General features: G+C 74.4%; 20 protein-coding genes (1 of these 20 running past the window's edge). 8 read left to right on the top strand and 12 right to left on the bottom strand.

What is annotated here, in order from left to right; genetic code table 11:
* On the top strand, positions 1–1451 hold the 3' portion of the coding sequence (ptsP, locus tag OIE69_RS33270; RefSeq protein ID WP_326578031.1) for a phosphoenolpyruvate--protein phosphotransferase. Its footprint begins 220 nt before the window's first position; the window shows 1451 of its 1671 coding nt (coding positions 221–1671); its start codon lies beyond the left edge, outside the window; its stop codon occupies positions 1449–1451.
* A gap of 81 nt (positions 1452–1532) precedes the next feature.
* Here ptsP and OIE69_RS33265 read toward each other — a convergent pair whose 3' ends face one another.
* Together OIE69_RS33265 and OIE69_RS33260 are read right to left on the bottom strand one after the other, a co-directional pair.
* Positions 1533–2465, bottom strand: a complete 933-nt coding sequence (locus OIE69_RS33265) for a hypothetical protein (RefSeq protein WP_326578029.1) — start codon at positions 2463–2465, stop codon at positions 1533–1535.
* Between the two features lie 32 nt (positions 2466–2497).
* Positions 2498–3847, bottom strand: coding sequence for an MFS transporter (locus OIE69_RS33260; RefSeq protein ID WP_326578027.1), 1350 nt, complete (start codon positions 3845–3847; stop codon positions 2498–2500).
* Between the two features lie 47 nt (positions 3848–3894).
* Between OIE69_RS33260 and OIE69_RS33255 the strand changes: the two genes are divergently transcribed.
* A complete protein-coding gene (locus OIE69_RS33255; protein WP_326578025.1) occupies positions 3895–5214 on the top strand; it encodes an aminotransferase class I/II-fold pyridoxal phosphate-dependent enzyme in 1320 nt (439 codons plus the stop codon).
* A 35-nt stretch (positions 5215–5249) separates the two neighbouring features.
* On the opposite strand, the gene OIE69_RS33250 is transcribed toward OIE69_RS33255, so the two are convergent.
* Positions 5250–7265 (bottom strand): acetoacetate--CoA ligase, encoded by a 2016-nt coding sequence (locus OIE69_RS33250; RefSeq protein ID WP_326578023.1) that lies wholly within the window; start codon positions 7263–7265, stop codon positions 5250–5252.
* A 220-nt stretch (positions 7266–7485) separates the two neighbouring features.
* On the opposite strand from OIE69_RS33250, the gene OIE69_RS33245 reads away from it, so the two are divergent.
* Positions 7486–9840, top strand: coding sequence for a glycoside hydrolase family 31 protein (locus OIE69_RS33245; RefSeq protein WP_326578021.1), 2355 nt, complete (start codon positions 7486–7488; stop codon positions 9838–9840).
* A 19-nt stretch (positions 9841–9859) separates the two neighbouring features.
* Here OIE69_RS33245 and OIE69_RS33240 read toward each other — a convergent pair whose 3' ends face one another.
* Complete coding sequence (locus OIE69_RS33240; RefSeq protein WP_326578019.1) at positions 9860–10369, bottom strand: NUDIX domain-containing protein; 510 nt, start codon at positions 10367–10369, stop codon at positions 9860–9862.
* A gap of 117 nt (positions 10370–10486) precedes the next feature.
* On the opposite strand from OIE69_RS33240, the gene OIE69_RS33235 reads away from it, so the two are divergent.
* Complete coding sequence (locus OIE69_RS33235; protein ID WP_326578017.1) at positions 10487–11944, top strand: VWA domain-containing protein; 1458 nt, start codon at positions 10487–10489, stop codon at positions 11942–11944.
* Here OIE69_RS33235 and OIE69_RS33230 read toward each other — a convergent pair.
* The 4 genes from OIE69_RS33230 to OIE69_RS33215 all read right to left on the bottom strand — a co-directional run bounded on the left by OIE69_RS33230 (position 11875) and on the right by OIE69_RS33215 (position 16209).
* Entirely contained in the window at positions 11875–13182 is a 1308-nt protein-coding gene (locus tag OIE69_RS33230) for an adenylosuccinate synthetase (protein WP_326578015.1), read from the bottom strand. The genes OIE69_RS33235 and OIE69_RS33230 overlap by 70 nt on opposite strands.
* A gap of 25 nt (positions 13183–13207) precedes the next feature.
* The gene (locus OIE69_RS33225; protein WP_326578014.1) at positions 13208–14200 is read right to left on the bottom strand and encodes a hypothetical protein; all 993 of its coding nucleotides are present in this window, start codon (positions 14198–14200) and stop codon (positions 13208–13210) included.
* A 69-nt stretch (positions 14201–14269) separates the two neighbouring features.
* Positions 14270–15286, bottom strand: a complete 1017-nt coding sequence (locus OIE69_RS33220) for a molecular chaperone DnaJ (protein WP_326578012.1) — start codon at positions 15284–15286, stop codon at positions 14270–14272.
* A complete protein-coding gene (locus tag OIE69_RS33215) occupies positions 15283–16209 on the bottom strand; it encodes an NUDIX hydrolase (RefSeq protein WP_326578009.1) in 927 nt (308 codons plus the stop codon). The genes OIE69_RS33220 and OIE69_RS33215 overlap by 4 nt, the downstream gene beginning before the upstream one ends.
* Before the next feature lie 158 nt (positions 16210–16367).
* Here OIE69_RS33215 and OIE69_RS33210 point away from each other — a divergent pair, with 158 nt between their 5' ends.
* From OIE69_RS33210 to glpK, 4 genes are all read left to right on the top strand, one after another.
* Positions 16368–16829, top strand: coding sequence for a Zn-ribbon domain-containing OB-fold protein (locus tag OIE69_RS33210; protein WP_326578007.1), 462 nt, complete (start codon positions 16368–16370; stop codon positions 16827–16829).
* Entirely contained in the window at positions 16826–18022 is a 1197-nt protein-coding gene (locus tag OIE69_RS33205) for a lipid-transfer protein (protein WP_326578006.1), read from the top strand. The genes OIE69_RS33210 and OIE69_RS33205 overlap by 4 nt, the downstream gene beginning before the upstream one ends.
* A gap of 152 nt (positions 18023–18174) precedes the next feature.
* A complete protein-coding gene (locus tag OIE69_RS33200; protein WP_326578004.1) occupies positions 18175–18906 on the top strand; it encodes an MIP/aquaporin family protein in 732 nt (243 codons plus the stop codon).
* A gap of 7 nt (positions 18907–18913) precedes the next feature.
* The gene (gene glpK / locus OIE69_RS33195; RefSeq protein ID WP_326578002.1) at positions 18914–20470 is read left to right on the top strand and encodes a glycerol kinase GlpK; all 1557 of its coding nucleotides are present in this window, start codon (positions 18914–18916) and stop codon (positions 20468–20470) included.
* A gap of 45 nt (positions 20471–20515) precedes the next feature.
* Here the strand turns inward: glpK and OIE69_RS33190 are convergent, their stop codons facing one another.
* The 4 genes from OIE69_RS33190 to OIE69_RS33175 form a co-directional block, all read right to left on the bottom strand.
* Entirely contained in the window at positions 20516–21121 is a 606-nt protein-coding gene (locus OIE69_RS33190; protein ID WP_326578000.1) for a GTP-binding protein, read from the bottom strand.
* Between the two features lie 243 nt (positions 21122–21364).
* Complete coding sequence (locus tag OIE69_RS33185) at positions 21365–21757, bottom strand: DUF742 domain-containing protein (protein ID WP_326577998.1); 393 nt, start codon at positions 21755–21757, stop codon at positions 21365–21367.
* A gap of 10 nt (positions 21758–21767) precedes the next feature.
* Complete coding sequence (locus OIE69_RS33180; protein ID WP_018561123.1) at positions 21768–22190, bottom strand: roadblock/LC7 domain-containing protein; 423 nt, start codon at positions 22188–22190, stop codon at positions 21768–21770.
* Positions 22187–24805 carry a sensor histidine kinase gene (locus OIE69_RS33175; RefSeq protein WP_326577994.1) on the bottom strand — a complete coding sequence of 873 codons (2619 nt, stop codon included), beginning with the start codon at positions 24803–24805 and terminating at the stop codon, positions 22187–22189. The genes OIE69_RS33180 and OIE69_RS33175 overlap by 4 nt, the downstream gene beginning before the upstream one ends.
* Between the last annotated feature and the right edge of the window lie 2 nt (positions 24806–24807).

The raw sequence follows: 24807 nt of genomic DNA, 5'->3' as shown, positions 1-24807 counted from the left end.
CCCAGGCGCTGATGGCGCAGGACCCCGAGCTGATGGCCGACGTGGAGCGCCGCATCGCGGTGGGCAGCTCGGCGGAGCGTGCGGTCTACGACGCCTTCGCCTCCTACCGGGCGCTGCTCGCCAACGCGGGCGAGTACCTGGCGGGGCGGGTCGCGGACCTGGACGACGTGCGCAACCGCATCGTGGCGCGGCTGCTCGGGGTGCCGATGCCGGGTGTCCCGGACAGCGACGAGCCGTACGTCCTGATCGCGCGGGACCTGGCGCCGGCCGACACCGCGCTGCTGGACCCGTCGCTGGTACTCGGCTTCGTGACCGAGGAGGGCGGGCCGACCAGCCACAGCGCGATCCTCGCGCGTGCGCTGGGGGTGCCCGCGGTGGTGGCGCTGCCGGGTGCCACGGAGCTGGCGGAGGGCACGGTCGTCGCCGTGGACGGCAGTACCGGTGACATCTACGTGGACCCGGGCAAGGACCGGCGGGCCGAGCTGGCGAAGGCCGCGGAGGAGCGCAGGGCGGCGCTCGCCGCGACCTCCGGTCCCGGTGCCACCTCCGACGGGCACAAGGTGCCGCTGCTGGCGAACGTCGGCGGTCCCGCGGACGTCGAGGCCGCCGTGAAGGCGGGCGCGGAGGGCGTGGGCCTGTTCCGTACGGAGTTCCTCTTCCTGGACGACTCGAAGCACGCGCCGTCGGAGGAGAAGCAGGTCGAGGCGTACCGGCAGGTGCTGGAGGCCTTCCCCGAGGGCCGGGTCGTCGTCCGGGTGCTGGACGCGGGGGCGGACAAGCCGCTGGAGTTCCTGACCCCGGCGGACGAGCCCAACCCGGCGCTCGGTGTGCGCGGTCTGCGGACGCTGCTCGCGCACCCCGACGTGCTGCACACGCAGCTGCGGGCGCTCGCCAGGGCCGCCGAGGGTCTGCCGGTGTACCTCGAGGTCATGGCGCCCATGGTGGCGGACCGCGTCGACGCCAAGGCGTTCGCGGACGCGTGCCGGGAGGCCGGGCTGCACGCGAAGTTCGGCGCGATGGTGGAGATCCCGTCGGCGGCGCTGCGGGCGCGTTCGATCCTGCAGGAGGTCGAGTTCCTCTCGCTGGGGACGAACGACCTGGCGCAGTACACCTTCGCGGCGGACCGCCAGGTCGGCTCGGTCTCGCGGCTGCAGGATCCGTGGCAGCCGGCGCTGCTGGACCTGGTGGCCGCGGCGGCCGAGGCCGCGCGGGCCGAGGGCAAGAGCTGTGGTGTGTGCGGTGAGGCGGCCTCCGATCCGCTGCTGGCGTGCGTGCTGACGGGTCTGGGCGTGACGAGCCTGTCGATGGGCGCGGCGTCGCTCCCCTACGTGCGGGCGACGCTGGCGAAGTACACCCTGGCGCAGTGCGAGCGGGCGGCGGCGGCCGCCCGGGCGACGGACACAGCCGACGAGGCGCGGCGCGCGGCGCAGGCGGTGCTGTCCGGGGAGTGATCGCTTCCCGTTCTCTCCAGGGGCGTCCCACCGGTGGTGGGGCGCCCCTCGGCGATCCCCGGTTCCCCCGTTCTGCCGTGCTCAGTCGTCCTCCGGTGGCGGGAGGGCGAATCCGGGGCGGTGGACGACCCCGGGCTCCGGTGGGACTGGGTCGCCGGACTCGGCATCGGTGCAGTAGGCGTTGAAGACCTGTGCCTCGGTGAGGGGCTGGAGCCAGCCGTCGCGCAGGGTCCAGCCGCGGACTTCGTCCGGGCGGTCCGGCGGGGGCTGTCCGGTGCCCACGCCGCTGCGCAGGACGAGGCCTCCGGGGCTGTCCTCGGCGAAGCCCGCGGCCAGGACGGTGCAGCAGACCAGGGCCTCGGCCTCGACGAGGTGGACCATGCCCTGCTCGTCGCAGCGGGCGTGCATGGCGGCGAGGAGCGTGGTGCCCTCGGCCGGGACGCTGCAGACGAGGTGGTGGTGGCCCGGTCCCGCGGCTTCGAGGAGGCGCATCAGGGCCTGGGACGCGCGGTCGAAGGAGGTGCGGGCGAGGTCGTCGCCGCAGCCGGCGCAGTCCCCGGCGTCGGCCAGGATGCCGGAGGCCCGTTCCCAGGTGGCCTGGCGGCCGGCCTCGTACTCGAGCTCGGTGACGAGGAGTCCCAGGGGCTGTCCGGTGTAGGGGACGGTGGGTCCGGTCGTGGTGACGTCGGCGGCGTAGCGCGTGCGGGAGCGCGAGCTGTCGGGGTCGTGTCCGGTGCCGGCGCAGTACTCGGCGTACTCGTCCGGGTCGAAGGGGCCGACGCGGACGTGGATGCCGCGGGAGGCGAGGGAGCGCAGCAGGCCCTCGATCTGCCGGAGGTAGGTCGGGTGGTCGTCGAAGGTGAAGCTGCGATAGCCGCGCATGGCGGCGAAGTCGGCGGGGTCGGTGAGGACGGCGACGGTGGTCGGCGACTCGCGTCGCAGGGTGCGGCGGCCGCTCCTCGCGGCGCCGCGGGCGGGGCGGGTGCTCTGCTTGCGGTGCTTGGTGTGTGCCATGACGGCTCCCCCTCGGTACGACGGATCAACTGTCACTCACCGTAATCGACGCTACTGACAGTGACCGTGCCGCTGGGGACGGCGGGGGCCTGGGGGGCCGCGGCGCGGGGCCGTTCCAGGGCGTCCAGCCGGTCCAGGCGGCGGCGTACGAGGGTGCGCTGCCCGACGGAGACGGCCGCGAGCGCGCCACCGAGGCCCAGCCAGCCGAGCGGGCCCGCGGCGATGACGGCGGAGGTGAGCAGGACCGGGCCGGCCGAGCGCTGGGCCGACTGCGCGAGTCCGTGGACGCCTAGGTACGCGCCCTGGGACCGGCCGGGGGCGAGGGCGAGGGACAGCTCCCAGGAGATCACGGCGTGGACGATCTCCGCGGCGGTGAAGGCCGTGGCGGCGACGACGAGGGCGACGACGGCGATCCCCGCCGAGTCCACAGCCGAGACGGCCATGGCGCCGCCCGCGACGAGGAAGGCGACGCCGAGCAGCGGAAGCGAGGCGGCGGCCCTGCGGGGCTCGTCGCCGAGGCGGCTGAGGCGGACCTGGAAGAGCACGACGAGGACGTTGTTGAGCACGAAGAGCAGGGCGACGAGGCTGTGCGGTGCGGCGGTCGCGGTGGCGATCCACAGGGGCAGGCCGACGTTGAGCGCCGTGTCGTCGAGGAACAGCAGGGTCTCGGTGGCGGTGTACGCGAGGTAGCCGCGGTCGCGCCAGGGGCCGGTGGCCGGGGCCTTGCTCCGGGGCGGTTCCCCGCCGGCAGCGGTGGAGGCGGTGGCCACCACGCGTACGGGCGACGGTGGTTCGGCGCAGCGCAGGACGAGCAGGGCGGCACCGGCGAAGGAGAGGGCGTCCCCGACGAGCATGGTGCGGTAGGCGGTGTCGGTGCCGATCGCGAGGGCGACGGCGGCGGCGAGTCCGCCGATGCCGAAGCCGATGTTCACCACGGTGCGCTGGAGTGCCTGGTAGCGGACGCGGTCCGGGCCGGCGACGCGGGCGGCGTACAGCTTGGTGAGGACCGAGGCGGAGCGGTCGCCGAGGCTGCCGAGGGCGGCGATGGGGAGCAGCAGCCAGAGGGTGCCGGTGAACAGGATGCCGACGGCGGCCGCGGCGCGCAGCGCGTGGACGGCGGGGAGCAGCCGGGTGAGCGGGACGCGGTCGGCGACGCGGCCCGCGACGGGGGTGCCCGCGACGCCGACGGCTCCGGCGACGCCGAGCAGGAGGCCGATCTCGTGCGGGGCGAGTCCGGCCACGTAGGTGTAGTAGAGGGCCGAAGTGCCGTACCAGAGGCCGGATCCGGCCTTGTCGGTCAGGCTCACCCAGAGCATGCGGCGGCCTTCGCGGCCGCCCGGTACGAGGTGCTCGATGTCGCTGCGGCTGCGAGGGAATCGCATGTACTGCCCCCTTGACCCGAAGTTTGTATTGATACAGACTTGCGAATGTGGCAGCACAATATGCGATCAGCGGCACGAGCGCCAAGGGCATTGCCGCGTCCGTCGAACGAGGCGTGGCCGAGGGGACGTTGGCCCCCGGGGCCGCGCTCCCGCCGGTGCGGACGCTGGCCGATCGCCTGGGAGTGAGCCCCGGCACGGTGGCGACCGCCTACAAGGAGCTGCGGCAGCGCGGGATCGTCGTCACGCGCGGGCGTGGCGGCACCGTCGTCGCGCAGGCGCCGTCGGTGGCGTCCAGGAGACCGCCGAAGGTGCCGGCCGGGCTGCGGGACCTGGCGGGCGGCCACCCGGACCCGGCGTTCCTGCCGGAGCTGCCGCCGTCGGTGCAGGTGACGCCCGGGGCGCGCTCGCACCGGTCGGCTCCGCGGCTGCCCGAGCTGGAGGAACCGACCCGCGCGTGGTTCGACCGCGACGGGGTGCCGGCGGACGACGTGACCTTCGCGCACAGCGCGCTCGACTGCGTGGGGCGGCTGCTCTCCGTCGAACTGCGGCCGGGCGACGCGGTGGCGATGGAGGACCCGGGCTACCACCATCTGCTCGACCTGGTGCCCGCGCTGGGGCTGCGGATGGTGCCGGTCGCGGTGGACGACGAGGGCATGCGGCCCGACGCGCTGCACGACGCGCTGCGGGCCGGGGCCCGCGCGGTGGTGTGCAGTCCGCGCTCCCAGAACCCGTACGGAGGGGCCTTCTCGCCCGAGCGACGGGACGCGCTGCTCGGCGTGCTGCGGGAGGCGCCCGACGTGCTCGTGGTCGAGAACGACCACGCCGCGGAGGTCGCGGGCGTGCCGCTGCACAGCCTCGCCTCAGGTGGGCTGCCGCGCTGGGCACAGGTACGTACGGTCACCAAGTACCTGGGCACGGACCTGCGGTGGGCCGCCCTCGCCTGCGACCCGACGACCCTGGCGCGGCACGACGGGCGGCTGCTGCTCACCTCGGGGTGGATCAGTCATGTGCTGCAGGGGATGGCCGCGCGGCTGATGACGGACGCCGCGGCGCGGCTGCTGGTGGACGCCGCCCGGAACGCGTACGCGCAGCGGCGCGAGGCACTCGTGGCGGAGCTGGGTGCGCGCGGGATCGCGGCGCACGGGGCGAGCGGGCTGAACGTGTGGGTGCCGGTGCGCGACGAGGCGGCGGTGGTCAACGGCCTGCGCTCGCGCGGATGGTGGGTGGCCGCGGGGGCGAGGTTCCGGCTCGCGGCGGGGCCGGGGGTGCGGATCACGACCGCAGGTCTGGCCCCCGCGGAGGCGGGTGCCCTGGCCGCCGACTTCGCGGACGCCCTGGGCGAGTTCGGCGCGACGTACGGGGGGTGAGGCGGGCCTGGCCCGCCCCTCCCCCCTCCGGGCGCTCAGCCGCGGGTGCGGGAGAGCTCCTCGTAGAACCGGAGCAGCTCCACGTTGTCGACGGAGCCCGGGTTGACGGCCTTGTCCATCGGCGTGCCCTGCAGCAGCTTCTTCACCGGGACCTCGATGCGCTTGCCGGTGAGGGTGTGCGGGATGCCGGGGACCGGGATGATCTCGTCGGGGACGTGGCGGGGGGAGAGCTGCTCGCGGATGGTGCGCCTGACCTTGTCGCGGAGGGCGTCGTCGAGCACCGCGCCCTCGGCGAGCTGCACGAACAGGGGCATCCAGTAACCCCCGTCGGGCTCCTCGACGCCGATGACGAGGGACTCACGGATCTCCGGGAGCCGTTCGACGGCCTCGTAGATGTCGGCCGAGCCCATGCGGACGCCCTGGCGGTTGAGGGTGGAGTCGGAACGGCCGTGGATGACCACCGTGCCGCGCGAGGTCAGGGTGATCCAGTCGCCGTGCCGCCAGACGCCGGGGAACATCTCGAAGTAGCTGTCGTGGTAGCGGCTGCCGTCGGGGTCGTTCCAGAAGTGGACGGGCATCGACGGCATGGGGTTGGTGACGACCAGCTCGCCCACCTCGTCGGTGACGGGCTTGCCGTACGGGTCCCAGGCCTGCAGGTCGGTGCCGAGGCAGGGAGCCTGGAGCTCGCCGATGTACACCGGGAGGGTCGGGACGCCGCCCGCGAAGCAGCTGCACACGTCGGTGCCGCCGCTGACGGAGGCGATCCACAGGTCCTCCTTGACCTCGTCGTGGATCCAGCGGAAGCCGTCCGGCGGGAGCGGGGAGCCGGTGGTGGCCACGCACGTGACGGCCGACAGGTCGTGGTCGCGGCCGGGGCGGACGCCGGCCTTGCGGCAGGCGATGACGTACGCGGCGGAGGTGCCGAACACGGTGGTGCCGGTGCGCTCGGCCACACCCCACTGGGCGCCGGTGTCGGGGAAGCCGGGGCTGCCGTCGTACAGCACGATCGTGGAGCCCGCGAGCAGTCCGCCGACGAGGAAGTTCCACATCATCCAGCCGGTGGAGGTGTACCAGAAGAACCGGTCGCCCGGGCCGAGGTCGAGGTGGAGGCCGGTCTGCTTGAGGTGCTCCAGCAGGATGCCGCCCTGGGACTGGACGATGGCCTTGGGCAGGCCGGTGGTGCCGGAGGAGTAGAGCACCCACAGCGGGTGGTCGAAGGGGACCTGCTCGTACACCGGCTCGGGGTCGCCGGAGACCACGGACTCCCACTCCAGGGCGCCCTCGGGGGCGGGCGTGCCCAGCAGCGGGATGTGCACGACGGCGCGCAGCGAGGGGAGTTCGGCGCGCAGTTCGGCGACGACGCCGGTGCGGTCGTGCTCCTTGCCGCCGTAGCGGTAGCCGTCGACGGTGAACAGGACGACGGGCTCGACCTGCTGGAAGCGGTCCAGCACGCTGCGGGCGCCGAAGTCCGGGGCGCAGGACGTCCACACGCCGCCGACGGCGGCGGTGGCCAGCAGGGCGACGACGGCCTGGGGGACGTTGGGCAGGTAGCCGCTGACCCGGTCGCCGGGACGGACCCCGAGGGCGCGCAGCTCGTGGGCGAGGGAGGCGACCTGGCGGCGCAGACCGGCCCAGCTGGTGGCGCCGATCTCGTGCCGCTCGTCGAGGTGGAGCAGGGCGGGCTCGTCGGCCCGCGCGGCGTCGCCGGCGGGACGCAGGGCGTGCTCGGCGTAGTTGAGGGTGGCCCCGGGGAACCACTTCGCGCCGGGCATGGAGGCGTCGGCGAGGACGGTCTCGTACGGCGAGGAGAAGCGCACGTCGAACCACTCGACGACGGACCGCCAGAAGGTCTCGGGCTCGCGCACCGACCAGGCGTGCAGCGCCTGGTAGCCGGCGACGGGATCGGCGGTGTCGGGGGCGGGCGCGCCGTGGTGCTCGGCGGCCCAGGCCTGGAAGCGCGTCACCTGGGCACCGGAGACACGGTCCGGGCCGGGCTGCCACAGGGGCCGCTCGGTCGCCGGGTCGGCGGTGGACTCAGGTGTGGTGCTCATGGGGCGGCTCCCGGACGGTACGCGACGCTGCGTGATGTGCGGCTGGACCCCGACCGGGCGGAATGTCCCCGGTCGCGGATGGGCAGGACGATGCCACGTGATCGTCTCCGGCGCCAGGGCACACCCCACACATTCGGGGGTGGAAGCATGTGCCCGGCCGCCAGACGGAAGGCGGCCGGCCGGCGGCGGGGCGGGCGGGAACGGTGAAAGGGTGGGCCTTATGGATGCTCGGGACCTGGTGCGACAGGTACGGCAGGTCGGATCGGCGAACGGGCTGAGGGCGGTGCGCGCGGCATGGCGCCGGCAACGTACGGACGCGCGGGACCTCCCGCGCCGGGGACCGGAGCGCGCGCGGGTGCCGGGACCCGCCGAGGGCGCGGACCCGCTGCCGGGCGGTGGACTGGTCCGCTTCGCCCGCTCGACCCTGCGGGTGCGGGTCGCGGCCGGCGGCGCGGTGTTCTGCGGGTGGGACGGTGCCGAGCCGGAGCCCTCGTACGCGCTGGACGGAGGCTGCCCCGACGCCGACACACGGGCCGTCATCGAGCCCGACAAGGACGGCTGGCGGGTGGTGTCGGAGCGGATCACGGTGCTGGTCTCCCGGCACGGGGCGGTGGAGTTCCGCACACCGGGCGGCCTGCTGCTGCGGCGTGACCTGCCACCGCGCTGGTGGGACCCGGTGAACACGGCGGAGGACGCGCAGCCGCGCTGGGTGCATCGCTCGGAGACGGCGGCGGACGCGGCCGTGTTCGGGCTCGGCGGGCGGGCCTCGGGACCGCGGCTGGGCGAGGGCACGTACCGGCTGTGGAACACCGACCCCGGCGGCGCCTTCGAGCCGCAGACCGATCCGCTGTACATCACCATGCCGCTGCAACTCGTCGTCGCCGACGCGGGCAGCCATCTGGTCTTCCACGACAACACCTGGGACGGCCGCGTGACCCTGCGCGACGGCGAGGAGGGCGCGGGTTCCGGCCACGACCGCCCCGGCGGCTGCGAGACGCGCATGGACGGCGGCCCGCTGCGCTACTGGGTGATCCCCGGCACGCCCGCGCGGATCCTCGCCTCCTGGACCGCGCTGACCGGCCGGCCGGCGCTGCCGCCGCGCTGGGCACTGGGGTACCAGCACTCGCGCTGGGGCTTCGGCACGGCGGCGGAGGTGCGGCGGGTCGCGGCGGGTTACCGCGAACGGGAGCTGCCGCTCTCCGCGCTGCACCTGGACATCGACCACTACGACGGCCACCGGGTCTTCACCGTCGACCGCGAGCGCTTCCCCGACCTGCCCGCGCTCGCCGAGGAGTTGCGCGGGCACGGGGTGCGCCTGGTGTCGATCGTCGACCCGGCGGTCAAGCTGGAGTCGGGCAACGCGGTGCACGACAGCGGGGTCGCGGCCGAGGCCTTCGTACGCGACGCGCAGGGACACCCGGTGCGCGGCGTGGTGTGGCCGGGCGACGCGCTCTTCCCCGACTTCACCGACCCGCGGGTTCGCACATGGTGGGGCGGGCTCTACGCGGAACGGCTGACCCAGGGCTTCGCCGGGGTGTGGCACGACATGAACGAGCCGGTGTCCTTCGCCGCGTTCGGCGACACCACCCTCCCCCGCTCCGCCCGGCACGCCCTGGAGGGCCGCGGCGGCGACCACCGCGAGGCCCACAACGTGTACGGGCTGACCATGGCCCGGGCCGGGCACGAGGGGCTGCGCGAACTGCGCCCCGACTCCCGGCCGTTCCTGTTCTCCCGTTCCGGCTGGGCGGGCATGCAGCGGTACGGCGGCACGTGGTCGGGCGACGTGTCGACGGGCTGGCCCGGGCTGCGCTCCTCGTTGTCCCTGGTGCTGGGGCTGGGCCTGTGCGGGGTGCCGTACTCCGGGCCGGACGTCGGCGGGTTCACCGGGAGCCCGTCGCCGGAGCTGTATCTGCGCTGGTTCCAGATGGCCGCGTACTTCCCGTTCTTCCGTACGCACTCGGCGATCGACGCCGGGCACCGCGAGCCGTGGGAGTTCGGGCCGAAGGTGCTGGAGGCGGCCGGGGCGGCGATGCGCGAGCGGGAGCGGCTGATGCCGTACCTGTACACACTGGCGCACACCGCGCGGCGTTCGGGCGCGCCCTATGTGCGGCCGGTGTGGTGGGGCGACCCGGAGGACCGCAAGCTGCGTGCCTGCGGGGACGCCTTCCTGCTGGGGGACGCGCTGCTGGTGGCGCCGGTGCTGGAGCAGGGGGCGACGGAGCGGGCGGTACGGCTGCCGCGGGGCCTGTGGTACGACACCGCGACCGGGCAGGCGTACCAGGGGCCCGGGCAGGTGCTGTTGCCCGCGCCGCAGGAGCGCGTCCCGGTGCTGGCCAGGGCCGGTGCCGTGGTGCCGGTGGCGGAGGAGGACGGCACGGTGGCCCTGGAGGTGTGGGCGCCGGCGCCCGGGCGCGACGGGGGCGGCACGCTGGTCACCGACGCCGGGGACGGCTGGGCGGAACCGCGGGTGGAGCGCTTCACCTCACGGGTCTCGGACGGGGAGGTCGTCGTGGTGCGCGAGGAGCACGACGAGGTGGGGTACCGGGTGCGGGTGCGCGGCGCCGCCCCCCGGTAGCGGCCGTTCGGGCGGCGCGTCAGTAGCGGCCGCCGAACCAGTTGCGCGCCGCCTCGGTGTGCAGCGGGAACGCCAGCTCCGCCGGGGCGAGGAGGATCTCCCGGCCGTCGGTCTCGTCGGTGGCGACGGCGGGCGGGAGGTCCTCGGCGGTCCGCTCCGGCAGGAGGCCGAAGACCAGCAGGTGCCCGGTGTCGCCGCTGAGGGCGTCCGCCAGCCGTACGTCGCCGGCGGCGGCCTTGACGCCGGTCTCCTCGTCGAGTTCGCGGACCACGGCCTCCTGCCACGTCTCGCCGAGGTCCACGAAGCCGCCGGGCAGGGCGAGCAGTCCGCGCCGCGGCTCGATGGACCGGCGCACGAGGAGCAGACCGGTGCCCCCGGGGGTGCGCACGGGCAGCAGGGCGATGGCGACGGGAAGCGGATTGCGGTACGTGACGCCGCCGCAGGCCGCACACGAGCGCGGCCAACCCGCGTCGGGGGCGAACTCCGCACCGCAGTAGGTGCAGTGGCTGTCCTTCTGACGAGTGGTCACGCGCGGACTGTAGCGGACCGCGTCGGGGGAACCGGCCGGATCCGCGCGGCCCGCCATGGCACGGGGGTCGTGCGGAGCCCTGTCCGTCGCGGTGGGTGAGAGGGCACACTGGCGTCCGTGACACCCGAATCCCTCGGAAAAGGCGCCAATCTTCCGGTACCCGTGCCCGCCGTGCGGGCCGTGCTCGACTGGAGCGCGGGCCCCGGCGTGCCCGATGTCGACGCCTCGGCACTGCTGCTGACCGGCGACGGACGGGTGCGTTCGGACGCCGACTTCGTCTTCTACAACCAGCCCGCGCACGCCTCCGGCGCCGTGCGCCACACCGGTAAGCAGGCCGGGCCCGGGCAGGCCTCGGACACGCTCGACGTCGACCTGGCCCGCGTGGAGCCGGCGGTCGAGCGGATCGTGCTCTGCGCCTCCGCGGACGGCGGCACCTTCGGCCAGGTGCCGGAGTTGCGGCTGCGGCTGCTGGACGCGCGCAACGGGGCCGAGATCGCTCGGTTCGACATGGGGGCGACGACGGAGACCGCGTTCCTCGGCGGTGAGCTGTACCGGCGCAACGGGGTCTGGAAGTTCCGTGCCGTCGGGCAGGGCTGGAACTCCGGACTGGCCGGGCTGGCCACGGACTTCGGGATCACCGTCGACGCGCCGCAGCCGCCCGCGGCGCCGTCCGCCCCGGCCGCACCAGCGCCGCCCCCGCCCCTGCCTCAGCCTCCGCAGTACCCGCGGCCCGCGCGGCCCGTGACGGTGCCCCCTCCCCCGCCCCCGCCGGTCTTCCCGGCGGCTCCCCCGGCGCCCGCCACGCGGCTCACCAAGGGCGAGGAACATCTGCCTCCCGACATGCGCAAGCGGCTGAGCCTGCGCAAGGAACAGGTCGCCGTCAGCCTGCGCAAGCACGGCGCGGCAGGCGTGGTGGCGCGGGTGATCCTCGTGCTGGACGCCTCGGGCTCGATGAGCGGCCTGTACGCGCGCGGGGTCGTCGCCGACGTGGTCGAGCGCATGGCGGCGGTCGCGGCGCAGCTCGACGACGACGGCGACATGCAGGCGTGGACCTTCGCCTCGCATCCCGCTCGCCTGCCCGACCTGCGGATCGGGGAACTGCCGCTGTGGCTGCGGCTGCACGTCCGGGTGGGCGAACTGAGCCTGTTCGGCCGTCCCAAGAAGCCCCGGCACGGGCTGCAGGCGGGACAGGTCGACATGCGGTTCGTCGGCATCCAGAACGAGGAGCAGAAGGTCATCGCCGAGGTGCGGGGCTTCGTGCGGGCGTACCCGACGGCGGTGCCGACGCTCGTGCTGTTCTTCTCCGACGGCGGCGTCTACCGCAACGCCCAGATCGAGCAGCAGCTGCGGGAGGCGGTGGAGGAGCCGGTGTTCTGGCAGTTCGTCGGTCTGGGTCGGGCCAACTACGGGGTGCTGGAGCGCTTCGACACCCTGCCCGGCCGGCGTGTGGACAACGTCGGGTTCTTCGCCGTGGACGACATCGCCTCCGTGCCGGACGCGGAGCTCTACGACCGGATCCTCTCGGAGTTCCCCTCCTGGATCACGGCCGCGCGGCAGGCGGGCATTCTGCGCTGAACGTCCCGCTTGTCGGCGGCCGTCGGGCCGTGGGACTCCAGGACCACCGGCGCGCCGAGCACCTCGCCGACCGCCTCCGACCACACGGCCGGATCGGGGCCGGGCACGTCCCAGCGGGCCGGACGGGCCTTCAGCAGCCGCTCGGTGAGGGCGGCCCGGCGGCCGAGGTCCCCGGGCGGGGCGGTGGGCAGCTGCGTCCCCACGGTGTCGTACGCGCGGACCAGCCGCAGTTGCGGGCAGCGGCGGGGCGCGTCGAGGTGGGTGAGGGCAAGGGCGTCCACACCGCCGCAGGCCTCGACGGCGTAGCGGTGGGCGACACCGTCGAAGTGGCCGGTGCGGAAGGCGCCCTGCCAGGGGCCGTGGCCGTTGTGCGGTTCGGGCAGCAGCGGGGCGAGTTCGGGGTCCTCGGTGACGTGCGGTCCGGGTCCGTGCCGGGTGGTGTACGTCCGTACGACGCCGAGCCGGCGGGCCTCACGGCCGGCTTCGGCGAGCAGGGTCTCGGCATTGGCGAACGTGGTCGTGGACCACGTGGTGTACGGGTGGAAGCCGTGCCACTCGTCCAGGAGCACGCCCTGGGCGCCCTCGAGGACGACGGGGCCCTCGCGCAGGACGCGGGCGAGGTGGCCGTCGCCGGTGAGGGTGACGGCGCGGGCGAAGGCCGTGAAGGCGTCGGCGCAGTCCTCGGGCGGCGGTGCGGGCAGCCGCCGGCCGAACTCGTCGGCCAGGCGGTCGCGCAGCAGGCGGAGCTTGCGCAGCAGCCGGGGGCGTGAGGCGCAGTCCCCGGCCGTGGGGGCGTCCTCGGGGTGGGCGAGGGCGTAGGCGGCGGTCTCCCCGATGCCCATGCCGCACGAGCCGTGGCGGGCCGCGCCCCGCGATTGCTCCCGCAGCCGGTTGGCGGCGGCGTGGTACGGGGTGGTCAGGCGCGCCGCGCGGTCGACACTGAGCAGGGCGTACGGCGCGGGGACGCCGAGGGCGGCGAGGTGGTCGGCTTCGGCGGCCAGCGCGAGGGGGTCCACCAGCATGAAGCGGGACAGGTGGGTGGGGACGCCCTGGAGGGTGCCGGAGCCGAACTGGGCGAAGGTGTGGTGGCGTCCGTCGGTGGTGACGACGTTGTGCGCCGCCTGGGCTCCGCCGTTGAAGCGGACCACCGCGCGGACCGGTCCGCTCGCGCAGAGCCGGTCCACGACGGTGCCCTTGCCGGCGTCGCCGTAGCCGAGGTCGACGACGATGGTGTGCACGGGGTCCTCCGGGGCGGGGGCGGGCCTACAGGCGGGTGGTGCCGGTCGCGGTGTCGTCGCTGTCGATCAGGGGCGTGTCCGTCACCGCGACGGCCGCGCGCTCGCGGTCGAGGGCGGCGAGGGCCTTGCCGACGGTGCCGGTGGCGGTGGAGCCGAGGTCGGCGAGGTCGTCGAGCCCCTCGGCGAGGTCGATGGCCTCCTCGCCGAGCCCGATGGTGAGGGCGATGGTCTCGCAGACGGCGTCGAGGTCGTCGAGCTCGATGACGTTCTGCCCGAGCAGCTTGCGCCAGGTCCCGAGGACTTCGCTGTTGCCGACGTAGGAGGAGCCCGCCGGGAGGATGTAGTAGACGTCGAACTTCCGCTTGAGCTCGGCGACGATCCGCGTGACGGGGATGTCCTCGGCGAGGTCCTCGCCGAGGACCTCGCGCACCTCGCGGGCCTTGACCTTGCCGTAGGGCAGCTCGTCGCCGATCAGGAAGAGGTAGCCGCGGCGGCCGCGCTTGCCGTGGCAGTCGAGCGAGGTGTGCCGGGCCATCGCGTACATGGCGAGCTCGTAGGACTCGGTCATCTGGCCGCCGCCCCCGCCCTCGAGCAGGATGTTGCCGAGGTCGTCGTCCATGCGGTTGTCGGACTCGAACTGCCCGAGCTGGAGCGGGACCCGGTCGCAGGTGGCGTCGCCGACGGCGCCGAAGAGGATCTGCGGGTGCTCGGTGTAGCCCTTGCGCAGGAGCAGGCCGAAGAGCTCGGGGAGCTTGGTCTGCAGGACCTGGGGGACGGTGCGCATGGAGCCGGTGACGTCGAACAGGACGGCGATCGCGAGCGAGGTGGGGTGCTCGTCGGAGTCGCGGCTCTCGCGGACGCCGATGTCCTTCGGGTCGAGCGAGGGGTGCGCGGTCCAGGAGCCGCGCGGTGCGGACGAGGTGACGCGGTCGCTGTAGGCGAAGGCGCCGGTGCCGCTGGCGGCGCGGTAGCGCGAGGCGGCGTCGTAGACGTTGGTGGACCAGCTTCCGCTGCCCATGGTGGTTCCCCCTTGGCGTCAGATGTCAGATGTCAGATGTCAGGTGTCAGGCGTCAGGTGTGTCGGGTGTCAGATGTCGCCGCCCGGCATGGTGAACGGGCGGAAGGTGCGCGGGCCGTAGAGACCTTCCAGGACGTCGTCGAGCTCCGCGAGAAGCCGCCACGCGTCGTGCGGGCGACGGGCCTCGGCCGGGAGCGTGCAGCCGCGGAGGAAGGCGCGCAGCGGTCGCGGCGCGCGGTCCCCCATCAGCTGCTCGACGCAGCGCGAGGCGAGGTGGATGTCGGTGGCCTCGGTGGCGGGGCGCCGGCCGGTGACCTCGGGCGGATAGAGGGCGCGGTGCCGCTCCACGAGGGCGGGGACGGTCGCGCCGCGTTCGGTGGCGTAGCACCAGTCGACCAGGACGAGGCCGTGCTGTGCGGGGTGGATGAGGACGTGCTCGGGCAGCACGGCGCCGTGGACGACGCCGGCCCGGTGCGCCCAGCCGAGGGCGACCAGCAGGCGGCGCCACATCCATGCGGCGTCGCGCGGGTCGAGGCCGTCGGGGTGGAGCGCGCGGACCTCGGCGAGGGTGTGGAACCCGTGCAGCCGCTGCACCGCGTTGACGCGGCGTTCGGCGCCGTCGGGGCCGCGGTGGCGGAAGGACTCGGCGAGGCGGGGTGCGTAGGCGCGGTGCCGGGCGTCGGCGACGGTGTGCAGCCGGGTGAGGGTGTCGGCCTCACGCTCCATCAGGTCGTTGTCGGCGGGCCGACGCGGGATCTTCAGTACGGTGCCGGGCCCTGCGGCGCGCAGCACGGCGAGGTCGCCCTCGGCGAGGACGGGCCCCAGCGGGTACACGCCGCGGGCGGTGGTGAGGGCCTGGCCGTCGCCCGTGTGCCGCCGCCAGAGGTCGGTGAGCCGGACGAAGGCCGCCCCGGCCTCGTCCGCGCGGCCGGGCGGGGCGGTGTCGGGGTGGAGGAGGCGGGCGAGCCGTCGGTAGTGGCGGGCGGCCTCGCCGGGGCCGGCCGGGAAGGGCCGGCCGAGGGCGGCCAGGGCCTCGTCGAAGGTACGGACGCGGTGCGCGGACGCGGGACGGGTCGTGGCGGTCATCGGACACCGTCCTCACGGTCGGGGCGGAGCAGTGCGGGGTGGAGGAGGCGGGCGTCGCCGGCGCGGTAGAGGCGGGCGCGGGGGCCGCCCTTGGAACCGCCGCGGCCCGCGGTGGTGCCGGTGGACTCGACGAAGCCCGGCACCGACAGGACCTTGCGGTGGAAGTTCCCGGCGTGCAGGGTGCGGCCCCAGACCGCCTCGTAGACCGAGCGGAGCTCGGTGATGGTGAACTCCTCGCCGAGGAAGGCGGTGGCCAGCGGGGTGTACTCGATCTTGGCGCGGGCCCGGTCGAGGCCTTCGGCGAGGATCGTGCCGTGGTCGAAGGCGAGGCCGGCACCGCGGTCGGCACCGCGGTCGGCACCGCGGTCGGCGTCGGGACCGGCGCCGTCGCCGGGTGCCTCGCCGGACCGGCGGCCGGAACCACCCCCGTGGATCCCGGCCGGCCGGTCCTGCTCCATGGGACGCGCGGTGGCGGCGTCGGGGTTCCCCTGCGGCGCGACTGCCTCGACGGGCACCCATTCGGCCGCCGCGGCGTCGCCGCCGGCCTGCGCCTCGGGGAGGTCCGGAGCGAAGGCGAGGTAGGCGACGGAGACGACGTGCATGCGCGGGTCGCGGTCGGGGCGGCCGTAGGAGCCGAGCTGTTCGAGGTGGACGCGGCCGAGGCCGCGGGCCGCGTCGAGCCCGGTCTCCTCGGCCAGTTCGCGGGCCGCCGCCTCGTCCAGGGACTCGCGGCCGGCCTGGACGAACCCGCCGGGCAGCGCCCAGGCGCCCTCGTACGGCTGTCCGCCGCGGCGCACCAGCAGCACGTGCAGGGCGCCTTGACGAAGGGTCAGGGCGACGACATCGACGGTCACGGCGATGGGCTCGAAGGCGCGCGGGTCGTAGGCGGCCAGGAACGCGTCCTCACCCTGCCGGTCTGCCATCGTGCGCCACTCCCCGCCAGTTGTTCTCATATTGAGTATTTCTCGATTCGAGAAGAACCTAGCACCCGGCACCGACAGCGTCCACCCCGTTCCGCGGTACGACCCACCCGTGGCAAACTTCTGACGATCCGTCAGAAGCGAGGGGGAGGGGGCCCGACGTGACACGGTCGCGGAAACCCGTGGTGGCGGGCTGGTTCACGCAGGACCCGGCGGAAAGCGGCGGCTTCCGGCTGCTCGGCACCCGGTGCCGCGGCTGCGGCGCGGTGTTCTTCCCGCGCGAGGACCACGCCTGCCGCAACCCGGCCTGCGACGGCGCCGAAGGGGACCTGGAGGAGGTCCCGCTGTCGCGGCGGGGCCGGGTCTGGTCGTACACCGACGCCCGCTACCGCCCGCCCGCCCCGTACGTCTCCGACCCCTCACGCCCCTGGGAGCCCAGCACACTCGTGGCGGTGGAGCTGGCGGCGGAACGGATGATCGTGCTCGGGCAGGCCGCGCCAGGGACAGGCGTGGCCGACCTCGCCGTCGGCATGGAGGTGGAGCTGGTGCCCGGCGTGCTGCACGAGGACGCGGAGCACACCTGGACCACCTGGCACTGGCGTCCCGTGGGGGGCGGACGATGAGCCGCGACGTGGCCGTGCTCGGCGTCGGTATGCACCCCTGGGGCAAGTGGGGCCGGCCCTTCACCCGCTACGGGGTCGCGGCGGCGCGCGCCGCGCTCGCCGACGCCGGGCTGGACTGGCGCGACGTCGGGCTGGTCGTCGGCGCGGACACCGTGCGCGGCGGCTACCCCGGTCACGTCGCCGGGGCGGCCTTCGCCCAGGCGCTGGGCTGGCAGGGCGCCCGGGTGGCCAGCGTCTACGCCGCGTGCGCGTCCGGGGCGCAGGCCCTCGACACCGCCCGGGCGCACATCCTCGCCGGCCTGGTGGACACCGCCCTGGTCGTGGGCGCGGACGCGGCCCCCAAGGGCTTCTTCGCGCCCGCCGGGGGCGACCGGCCCGACGACCCGGACTGGCTGCGCTTCCGCGTGCTGGGGGCCACCAACCCGACGTACTTCGGGCTGTACGCACGACGCCGCATGGCGCTGCACGGCGACACGCCCGAGGACTTCGCCCGGGTCAAGGTGAAGAACGCGGCAGCCGGCGCCGCCAACCCGCTCGCCCGCTACCGGACGCCGGTCACCGCCGCCGAGGTGGCGGCCTCCCCGGTCGTCGCCGACCCGCTGCGGCTGCTGGACGTCTGCGCCACCTCCGACGGGGGCGCCGCCGTCGTCCTGTCCGGCCTGGACTTCGCCCGGCGCCGCGCGACGGCGGACCCGGTGCGCATCCGCGCGGTCTCCACCGTCACCCCCGTCTACCCGCGCACGGTGCCCGATCTCCCGGACATCGCCACCGACTCCGCCCTCGCCACCGCGCCCCCGGAGCCCGCCACGGGCTTCCGGTCGGCCGTCGTCCGCGCCGCGTACGAGGAGGCCGGCATCGGCCCCGAGGACCTGGACCTGGCGGAGGTGTACGACCTGTCGACCGCGCTGGAGCTGGACTGGTACGAGGACCTGGGCCTGTGCCCGCCGGGCGGGGCGGTGAAGCTGCTGCGCGACGGGGCCACGGCGCTCGGGGGGCGGATTCCGGTCAATCCCAGCGGCGGGCTCTCCTCCTTCGGGGAGGCCGTGCCCGCCCAGGCGCTCGCGCAGGTGTGCGAGCTGACCTGGCAGTTGCGCGGCCTGTCGGGGCCCCGGCAGGTCACGGGGGCCCGCGTCGGGGTGACGGCGAACCAGGGCCTGTTCGGGCACGGCTCGTCGGTGGTCGTAATCAGGTGATCTGTCCGATACCTTGACGCTCCATCACCCCGGGACAACACTTCCGGGTGGCGCGGAGGCCGGGCGGGAGGCGGGACCTCCGTACCCGCGTCTCCGTGCGCCATTCTCTGGCGGCGCATGCCCGACACGTGCGCCCGCACGAAGGAGCCGTCATGTATTCCAACGGAGACGTCTTTGTCGGCGAGATCATCGGAACGGCGATCCTGATCCTGTTCGGCGCCGGCGTGGTGGCCGGGGTGCTCCTCCACCACTCGAAGGCTCGGGCATCCGGGTGGATCGTGATCTCGTTCGGGTGGGGCCTCGCGGTCCTGGCCGGCGCGTACACCGCGGGCCCGCTCTCCGGCGGGCAGCTGAACCCGGCCGTCACCTTCGGCGTCGCCATCAGTTCGGGCAAGTGGAGCCAGGTGCCGGTCTACCTCGCCGGGCAGATCGTCGGCGCGATGCTGGGCGCCGTCCTGTGCTGGCTGGTGTACTACGGCCAGTTCGCGGCGAACCGCACCGAGGAGACCCGCCAGCCCACGCTCGCCGTCTTCTCCACCGTCCCCGAGATCCGCGTCTGGTGGCAGAACCTGATCACGGAGGCGATCGCCACCATGGGGCTCGTCCTGCCGATCCTGGCCTTCGGCCTCAGCAAGGGCCTCGGCGAGACCGGCACCGGCACCCTGATCGTGGCGCTGCTCGTGACCGGCATCGGGCTCTCCCTGGGCGGCCCCACCGGCTACGCCATCAACCCGGCGCGCGACCTCGGGCCGCGCATCGTCCACTCCCTCCTGCCGATCCCCTTCAAGGGCACCTCCGACTGGGCGTACGCCTGGATCCCGGTGGCCGGTCCGCTGATCGGCGGTGCCCTGTCCGGTCTCATCTACAACGTCGCGTTCAAGTGAGGCGGTCATGACCGATACGTCCGGCACGGCGACCCGATACGTGGCCGCCATCGACCAGGGAACGACCTCCAGCCGCTGCATCGTCTTCGACTCCGACGGGTCGATCGTGGCGCTCGACCAGCGCGAGCACCGCCAGATCTTCCCCAAGCCGGGCTGGGTGGAGCACGACGCCACCGAGATCTGGGCCAAGGTGCAGGCCGTGGTGGCGGGCGCGCTCGCGAAGGCCCGGCTGCGCCCGGACCAGCTCAGCGCGCTCGGCATCACCAACCAGCGCGAGACCACCGTGCTGTGGGACCGCACCACCGGCCGCCCGGTGCACAACGCGATCGTGTGGCAGGACACCCGTACCGCCGCGCTGTGCGAGCGGCTGGGCGGCCAGGACGGCCAGGACCGCTTCCGCGAGTCCACGGGGCTGCCGCTGGCCAGCTACTTCTCGGGCCCCAAGGCGGCCTGGCTGCTGGACAACGTGCCGGGGCTGCGCCGCCGCGCGGAGAACGGCGAGATCGCCTTCGGCACCATCGACTCCTGGCTGATCTGGAACCTGACGGGCGGCACGGAGGGCGGCGTCCACGTCACGGACGTCACCAACGCGAGCCGCACGATGCTGATGAACCTGGAGTCGCTGGAGTGGGACCCGGCGATCCTCGCCGCGATGAACGTCCCCGAGGCGGTCCTCCCGCAGATCCGCTCCTCCTCCGAGGTGTACGGCACGGCGGTCGGTCAGCTGGGCGGTGTGCCCGTGGCCTCGGCTCTCGGCGACCAGCAGGCGGCGATCTTCGGCCAGGCCTGCTACGGGACGGGCGACGCCAAGAACACCTACGGGACGGGCAGCTTCCTGCTGCTCAACACCGGTAACCGGCCCGTGCCGTCGAAGAACGGTCTGCTCACCACCATGGGCTACCGGCTGGGCGGACAGGCGCCGGTCTACTGTCTGGAGGGGTCGATCGCCATCACCGGCGCCCTGGTGCAGTGGTTCCGCGACAGCCTCGGCATCATCACCGCGGCGGACGAGATCGAGGCGCTCGCGGCGAGCGTCCCCGACAACGGGGGCGCCTACATCGTCCCTGCGTTCTCCGGGCTCTTCGCCCCGTACTGGCGCTCCGACGCCCGCGGCGTGATCACCGGCCTGACCCGGTACGTCACCAAGGCGCACCTGGCGCGGGCGGTGCTGGAGGCGACCAGCTGGCAGACCCGCGAGGTCGTCGACGCGATGTACCAGGACTCCGGTGTGCACATCACCGGGCTCAAGGTCGACGGCGGCATGACGGCCAACAACCTGCTGATGCAGCACCAGGCGGACGTACTGGGCGTCCCGGTGGTGCGGCCGCGGATCTCGGAGACCACGGCGCTGGGCGCGGCCTACGCCGCGGGGCTCGCCACCGGCGTGTGGGACGGGCTGGACACCCTCAGGGCGCACTGGCAGAAGGACGCCGAGTGGCAGCCGCGGATGGACGAGAAGACCCGCGAGAAGGAGTACCGCCGCTGGAAGAAGGCGGTCGAGCGGAGCTTCGGCTGGCAGGACGAGGACGAGGACGACGGCCCCGCGCCGGCCGCCGGGGACTGACCGGCCCGCTGCCACCCTCACCCGCCCGCACCCGCGGCGCGCGGCTCAGTTGGCGGCTGCCGCCCGGCGGTCGCCGGCCACCTGGGCCGCGTGCTCGACCACGCTGATCAGCACCTTCTTCGCGGAGGCGCGGTCCCGCGCGTCGCACATCAGCAGCGGCACCTCGGGGTCGAGGTCGAGCGCGTCGCGCACCGTCTCGGCGGGGTGGCGCTCGGCGTCGTCGAAGACGTTGACGGCCACGGCGAAGGGGATGCCGCGGCGCTCGAAGTAGTCGACGGCGGAGAAGCAGTCCTCCAGGCGCCGGGTGTCGGCGAGGACGACCGCGCCGAGGGCGCCCTGCGCCAGCTCGTCCCACAGGAACCAGAAGCGGTCCTGGCCCGGCGTGCCGAACAGGTAGAGCACGAGGTCGTCGCGGACCGTGATCCGGCCGAAGTCCATCGCCACGGTGGTGGTCCGCTTGGCCTCGACGCCCGCGGTGTCGTCGACGGGCCGGCCGGCCTCGCTGAGCGTCTCCTCGGTGCGCAGCGGGCGGATCTCGCTGACCGCGCCGACGAGCGTGGTCTTGCCCACGCCGAAGCCGCCCGCGACCAGGATCTTCAGCGTGACGGGCTCGACGGGCGAAGGGCGGCGCTCAGAGCGTCCGAAGGCCATGGCTCACTCCTCCGGTCATGCCGTTTACACAGGTCAGAGGCATCCTGGGTCCTAGGGACTGCGTCGGGCGATCAGCTGTGGCAGTGGAACATTACTACGGTCCTACCGGACAACTGCCAGCGGTCCCGGGGCCGTTGCCGGTCCGCCGGTCCGCCTGCCGGGCCCGGGACCCTCCTGACGGCCCCCCAGGCCCCGCCCAAAGGCGCCGCGGGCAACGGTGTGACCGCGGCGCCCCGGGCGCGTTCAGAGCGCGCGCAGGCCGTCGATGACGTCGCGGAGCAGCCCGGCGTCCGGCAGCTCCGCCGGCGGGACGGGCCGGCTGATGTGGACCAGGCCGGCCTCCAGGACGTCGCCGATGAGCACCCGGACGACGCCCACGGGCAGGTCGAGGTCGGCCGCCAGCTCGGCGACCGACATCGGCTCCGCACGGCAGAGCTCGACGATGTCGAGGTGTTCGGGCGACAGGGTGCGGTCGACGTCGGCGTCGTCGTCCTCGCCGCGAGACTCGGCGATCACCAGGGCGATCAGGTCGAGCCGGCCTTCCGCGGCGTGGCTGGTACGGCCGCGCGTCATGGCGTAGGGCCGCACCACGGGCCCGGCGTCGTCGTCGTACCAGCGGTCCGCTTGGGGAGTCATGACGTCCTCGTCACACCGCCTGCGCCGCGTCGTCGTCGGTGCGCGGCGCGGTCGCGAGGTGGACGCCGACCCGCTTCACCAGCAGCGCCATCTCGTAGGCGACCTGCCCGACATCGGAGTCGGCGTCGGCGAGCACGGCCAGGCAACTGCCGTCGCCCGCGGCGGTGATGAACAGGAAGGCCTCGTCCAGCTCCACGAGGGTCTGCCGGACCTTGCCGGCCTCGAAGTGCCGCCCGACGCCCTTGGCGAGGCTGTGGAAGCCGGAGGCGACGGCGGCGAGGTGCTCGGCGTCCTCACGGGTGAGGCCCTCGGACGCGCCGGTGGCCAGGCCGTCGCTGGAGAGCACCAGCGCCTTGCGGATGCTGGCCACGCGGCCGACCAGTTCGTCGAGAAGCCAGCTGAGCTCGCGGGTCGGGCTCGATGGTGCCGTCATGGACCGTTCCCCTCGGTGGTGGTTCTGGTTGTGCTGTCGCCGCCCCGATCCGCCGGGGAGGTTCCCGGGCGGTCGGCGGGGCGGACGTCGTCGGTGCCGAGGTCGTCGGCGGTGTCCGCGCGGCCGCGCAGCCATCCTCGCTGCAGGGAGGCCATGCGGTCGCGCACCTCCTCGGGCGAGCGCTCCTGGCCGGCGTCGTCGTCCGCGCCGGCGGCGGTACGCGTCCGGGTGGTGGAGTCGCTGCGCAGCTGCGGGGCGAGGCTGGCCTGGCGGACCCGGCGGGGCAGTCCGGCGCCGGCGGGCTCCTCCTGCGGCGCGGCCACGGCGGGTTCCTCCTCGGGCGCGGGGTCGGCGGGCTCCTGCTGGGGCGCGGGGTCGGCGGGCCGGGGCGCCTCGCCCACCGGGTGGCCGTTCTCGGCGACCAGGACCGGGGTGCGGCGGCGGCGCGGCAGGACCGTGAGCCCCTCGCCCGGCGCCAGGGAGGGCGGCGTCCGCGTGGCCGCGTCACTCTCGGCGGCCGGTGCCGGCGTCCCTTCGGCCTCGATGACGTGCGGCCGGTGCTCGCGCGGCTCGTCGTCCGGCTCCGGGACCAGGCCCCACTGGCGGAAGCTGTGCTCGGTGGCGGCCGACATCGGTCTGACCCGCGGCTCGTCCCGCTCGGCGGGCGCCGTCCCGTCCGGCGCCGGGGCCTCGTCGAGCGGCACGTCGGTCAGGTCCTCGCCGGGCTCGGTCAGGAGCGGCGCGGGGACGAGCACCACGGCCGTGGTGCCGCCGTACGGGGACTGGCGCAGCGAGACGCGGACGCCCTGGCGCTGGGCGAGCCGGCTGACCACGAAGAGGCCGAGCCGGTCGGTGTCGGAGAGCTCGAACTCGGGGGTCTCGGCGAGGCGGAGGTTCGCCTCCAGCATGGCGTCGGGGGTGAGGCCGAGTCCGCGGTCGTCGATCTCCAGGACGAAGCCGTTGGCGACGGACTCGCCGTGCACCTGGACGCTGGTGTGCGGCGGCGAGAACACGGTGGCGTTCTCGATGAGTTCGGCGACGAGGTGGGTGAGGTCGGCGACGGCGTGGCCGGTGACGGCGAGCCGCGGCAGCCGGCGTACGTCGACCCGCTCGTAGTCCTCGACCTCGGCGACGGCCGCCCGCACCACGTCCATCAGCTGCACCGGCTTGCGCCACTGCCGGGACGGCACCGCGCCGGAGAGGATCACCAGGCCCTCGGCGTGGCGGCGCATGCGGGTGGTCATGTGGTCGAGCCGGAAGAGGTCGGCGAGTTCCTGCGGGTCCTCGGTGCGCCGCTCCATGGCGTCGAGCAGGGTGAGCTGGCGGTGCAGCAGCACCTGGCTGCGGCGGGCGAGGTTGACGAAGACCTCGGAGACCCCGCGGCGCATCTCCGACTGGCGCACGGCGGCCTCGACGGCCGCCCGCTGCAGGGTGTTGACGGCCTTGCCGACCTGGCCGACCTCGTCGTCGGGGTAGTCCAGCCGCGGCGCCTCGGTCTCGACGTCGACCTCCTCGCCCGCGGCGAGCCTGCGCATGACGCGCGGCAGCCGGGCGCCGGAGACCTCCTGGGCCTCCGTGCGGAGCCGGGACAGGTCGCGGATGAGGCTGCGGCCGATGCGTATGGAGACGATGACGGAGGCGACGACCGCGATCAGGCCGAGGCCACCGGCGGCCGCGGCGATGGCGACCAGGCGCATGCCGATCGGTTCGGCGCGCTTCTTGTGCAGGTCGCCGGCCTCGACGCCCATGCGGTCGAGGTCGGTCAGGGCGGTGGTGGCCGTGGTCTGCCAGGACACGCGGTCGGCGGCCTGGGGCGCGCCGGAGGCGCCCGCGGAGATGACCGCGTCCTCGGCGGCGCGCAGGGCGCGGCCGGAGGGCCCGGCCCAGTACGCCTCGTAGATGGCGCGCTCGTCGCTCGTCAGCAGGTGGAGGTTGTCGGCGTAGTAGGCGCGCTGCTCGGCGACGGCGAAGGTGAAGGAGCGCATCTCCGCCGCGCTCATGCGGCCCGCCGCGATGGCCGCCACCATGAGGGCGTCCTCCTGGCTGATCGCCTCGCGGGCCCGGGTGACCTGGATCAGGGCGCGGCCCTGCTTGTCGATGGCGACGTTGTTGAGCGGGTTCAGCGAGTCCAGGAAGGCGTAGGCCGGGACGAACAGGCCGCTGTACGCGCCGAAGGCGTCGTTGCGGGCGATGCCGCCCTTGCCGACCTTGTCGCGCAGCGTCTCCAGGCCGCCGAAGCCGCGGACGACGAGGTCGAGCCGGCGCAGCGATTCGGGGGCCAGCCGCTCCCGGTTGCCGGCGGAGCGCGCGTTGGCGCGCAGGCGGGCGATCACCTTGTCCGTCGCACGTTCCCGGGCCAGCAGGGTGCCGCGGGCGTCCGACCGTCGAGGATCGGCCAAGTAGAGCATGGCGGAACGACGTTCCTGCTGGAGCGCCTGGATGCTGTCCTCGACCGGGTAACCGAGTTCGTTGACGGTCTGCTCGACGCCGAAGAGGCCCCAGACCTGACGCCCGGTCAGGGTCGCGGCGAAGGCCCAGATGGCCGTGAGGGACACCAGCGGAATGAGCAGCAGTGCCACGATCTTCCGCCGGATCGTCGTACCGCGAAAGCGCATGG

It is taken from the genome of Actinacidiphila glaucinigra, assembly GCF_035918135.1.
In the GTDB taxonomy this organism is placed as follows: Bacteria; Actinomycetota; Actinomycetes; order Streptomycetales; family Streptomycetaceae; genus Actinacidiphila; species Actinacidiphila glaucinigra.
The sequence above is the reverse complement of the archived record's forward strand: the minus strand, read 5'-3'. Positions and strand labels throughout refer to the sequence as shown.

Coding starts and splice junctions, on each gene's coding strand:
- OIE69_RS33265 (WP_326578029.1), bottom strand. CDS start 2,465: ATGGCACACACCAAGCACCGCAAGCAGAGCACCCGCCCCGCCCGCGGC.
- OIE69_RS33260 (WP_326578027.1), bottom strand. CDS start 3,847: ATGCGATTCCCTCGCAGCCGCAGCGACATCGAGCACCTCGTACCGGGC.
- OIE69_RS33250 (WP_326578023.1), bottom strand. CDS start 7,265: ATGAGCACCACACCTGAGTCCACCGCCGACCCGGCGACCGAGCGGCCC.
- OIE69_RS33245 (WP_326578021.1), top strand. CDS start 7,486: ATGGATGCTCGGGACCTGGTGCGACAGGTACGGCAGGTCGGATCGGCG.
- OIE69_RS33225 (WP_326578014.1), bottom strand. CDS start 14,200: ATGGGCAGCGGAAGCTGGTCCACCAACGTCTACGACGCCGCCTCGCGC.
- OIE69_RS33220 (WP_326578012.1), bottom strand. CDS start 15,286: ATGACCGCCACGACCCGTCCCGCGTCCGCGCACCGCGTCCGTACCTTC.
- OIE69_RS33215 (WP_326578009.1), bottom strand. CDS start 16,209: ATGGCAGACCGGCAGGGTGAGGACGCGTTCCTGGCCGCCTACGACCCG.
- OIE69_RS33205 (WP_326578006.1), top strand. CDS start 16,826: ATGAGCCGCGACGTGGCCGTGCTCGGCGTCGGTATGCACCCCTGGGGC.
- OIE69_RS33200 (WP_326578004.1), top strand. CDS start 18,175: ATGTATTCCAACGGAGACGTCTTTGTCGGCGAGATCATCGGAACGGCG.
- glpK (WP_326578002.1), top strand. CDS start 18,914: ATGACCGATACGTCCGGCACGGCGACCCGATACGTGGCCGCCATCGAC.
- OIE69_RS33190 (WP_326578000.1), bottom strand. CDS start 21,121: ATGGCCTTCGGACGCTCTGAGCGCCGCCCTTCGCCCGTCGAGCCCGTC.
- OIE69_RS33185 (WP_326577998.1), bottom strand. CDS start 21,757: ATGACTCCCCAAGCGGACCGCTGGTACGACGACGACGCCGGGCCCGTG.
- OIE69_RS33180 (WP_018561123.1), bottom strand. CDS start 22,190: ATGACGGCACCATCGAGCCCGACCCGCGAGCTCAGCTGGCTTCTCGAC.
- OIE69_RS33175 (WP_326577994.1), bottom strand. CDS start 24,805: ATGCGCTTTCGCGGTACGACGATCCGGCGGAAGATCGTGGCACTGCTG.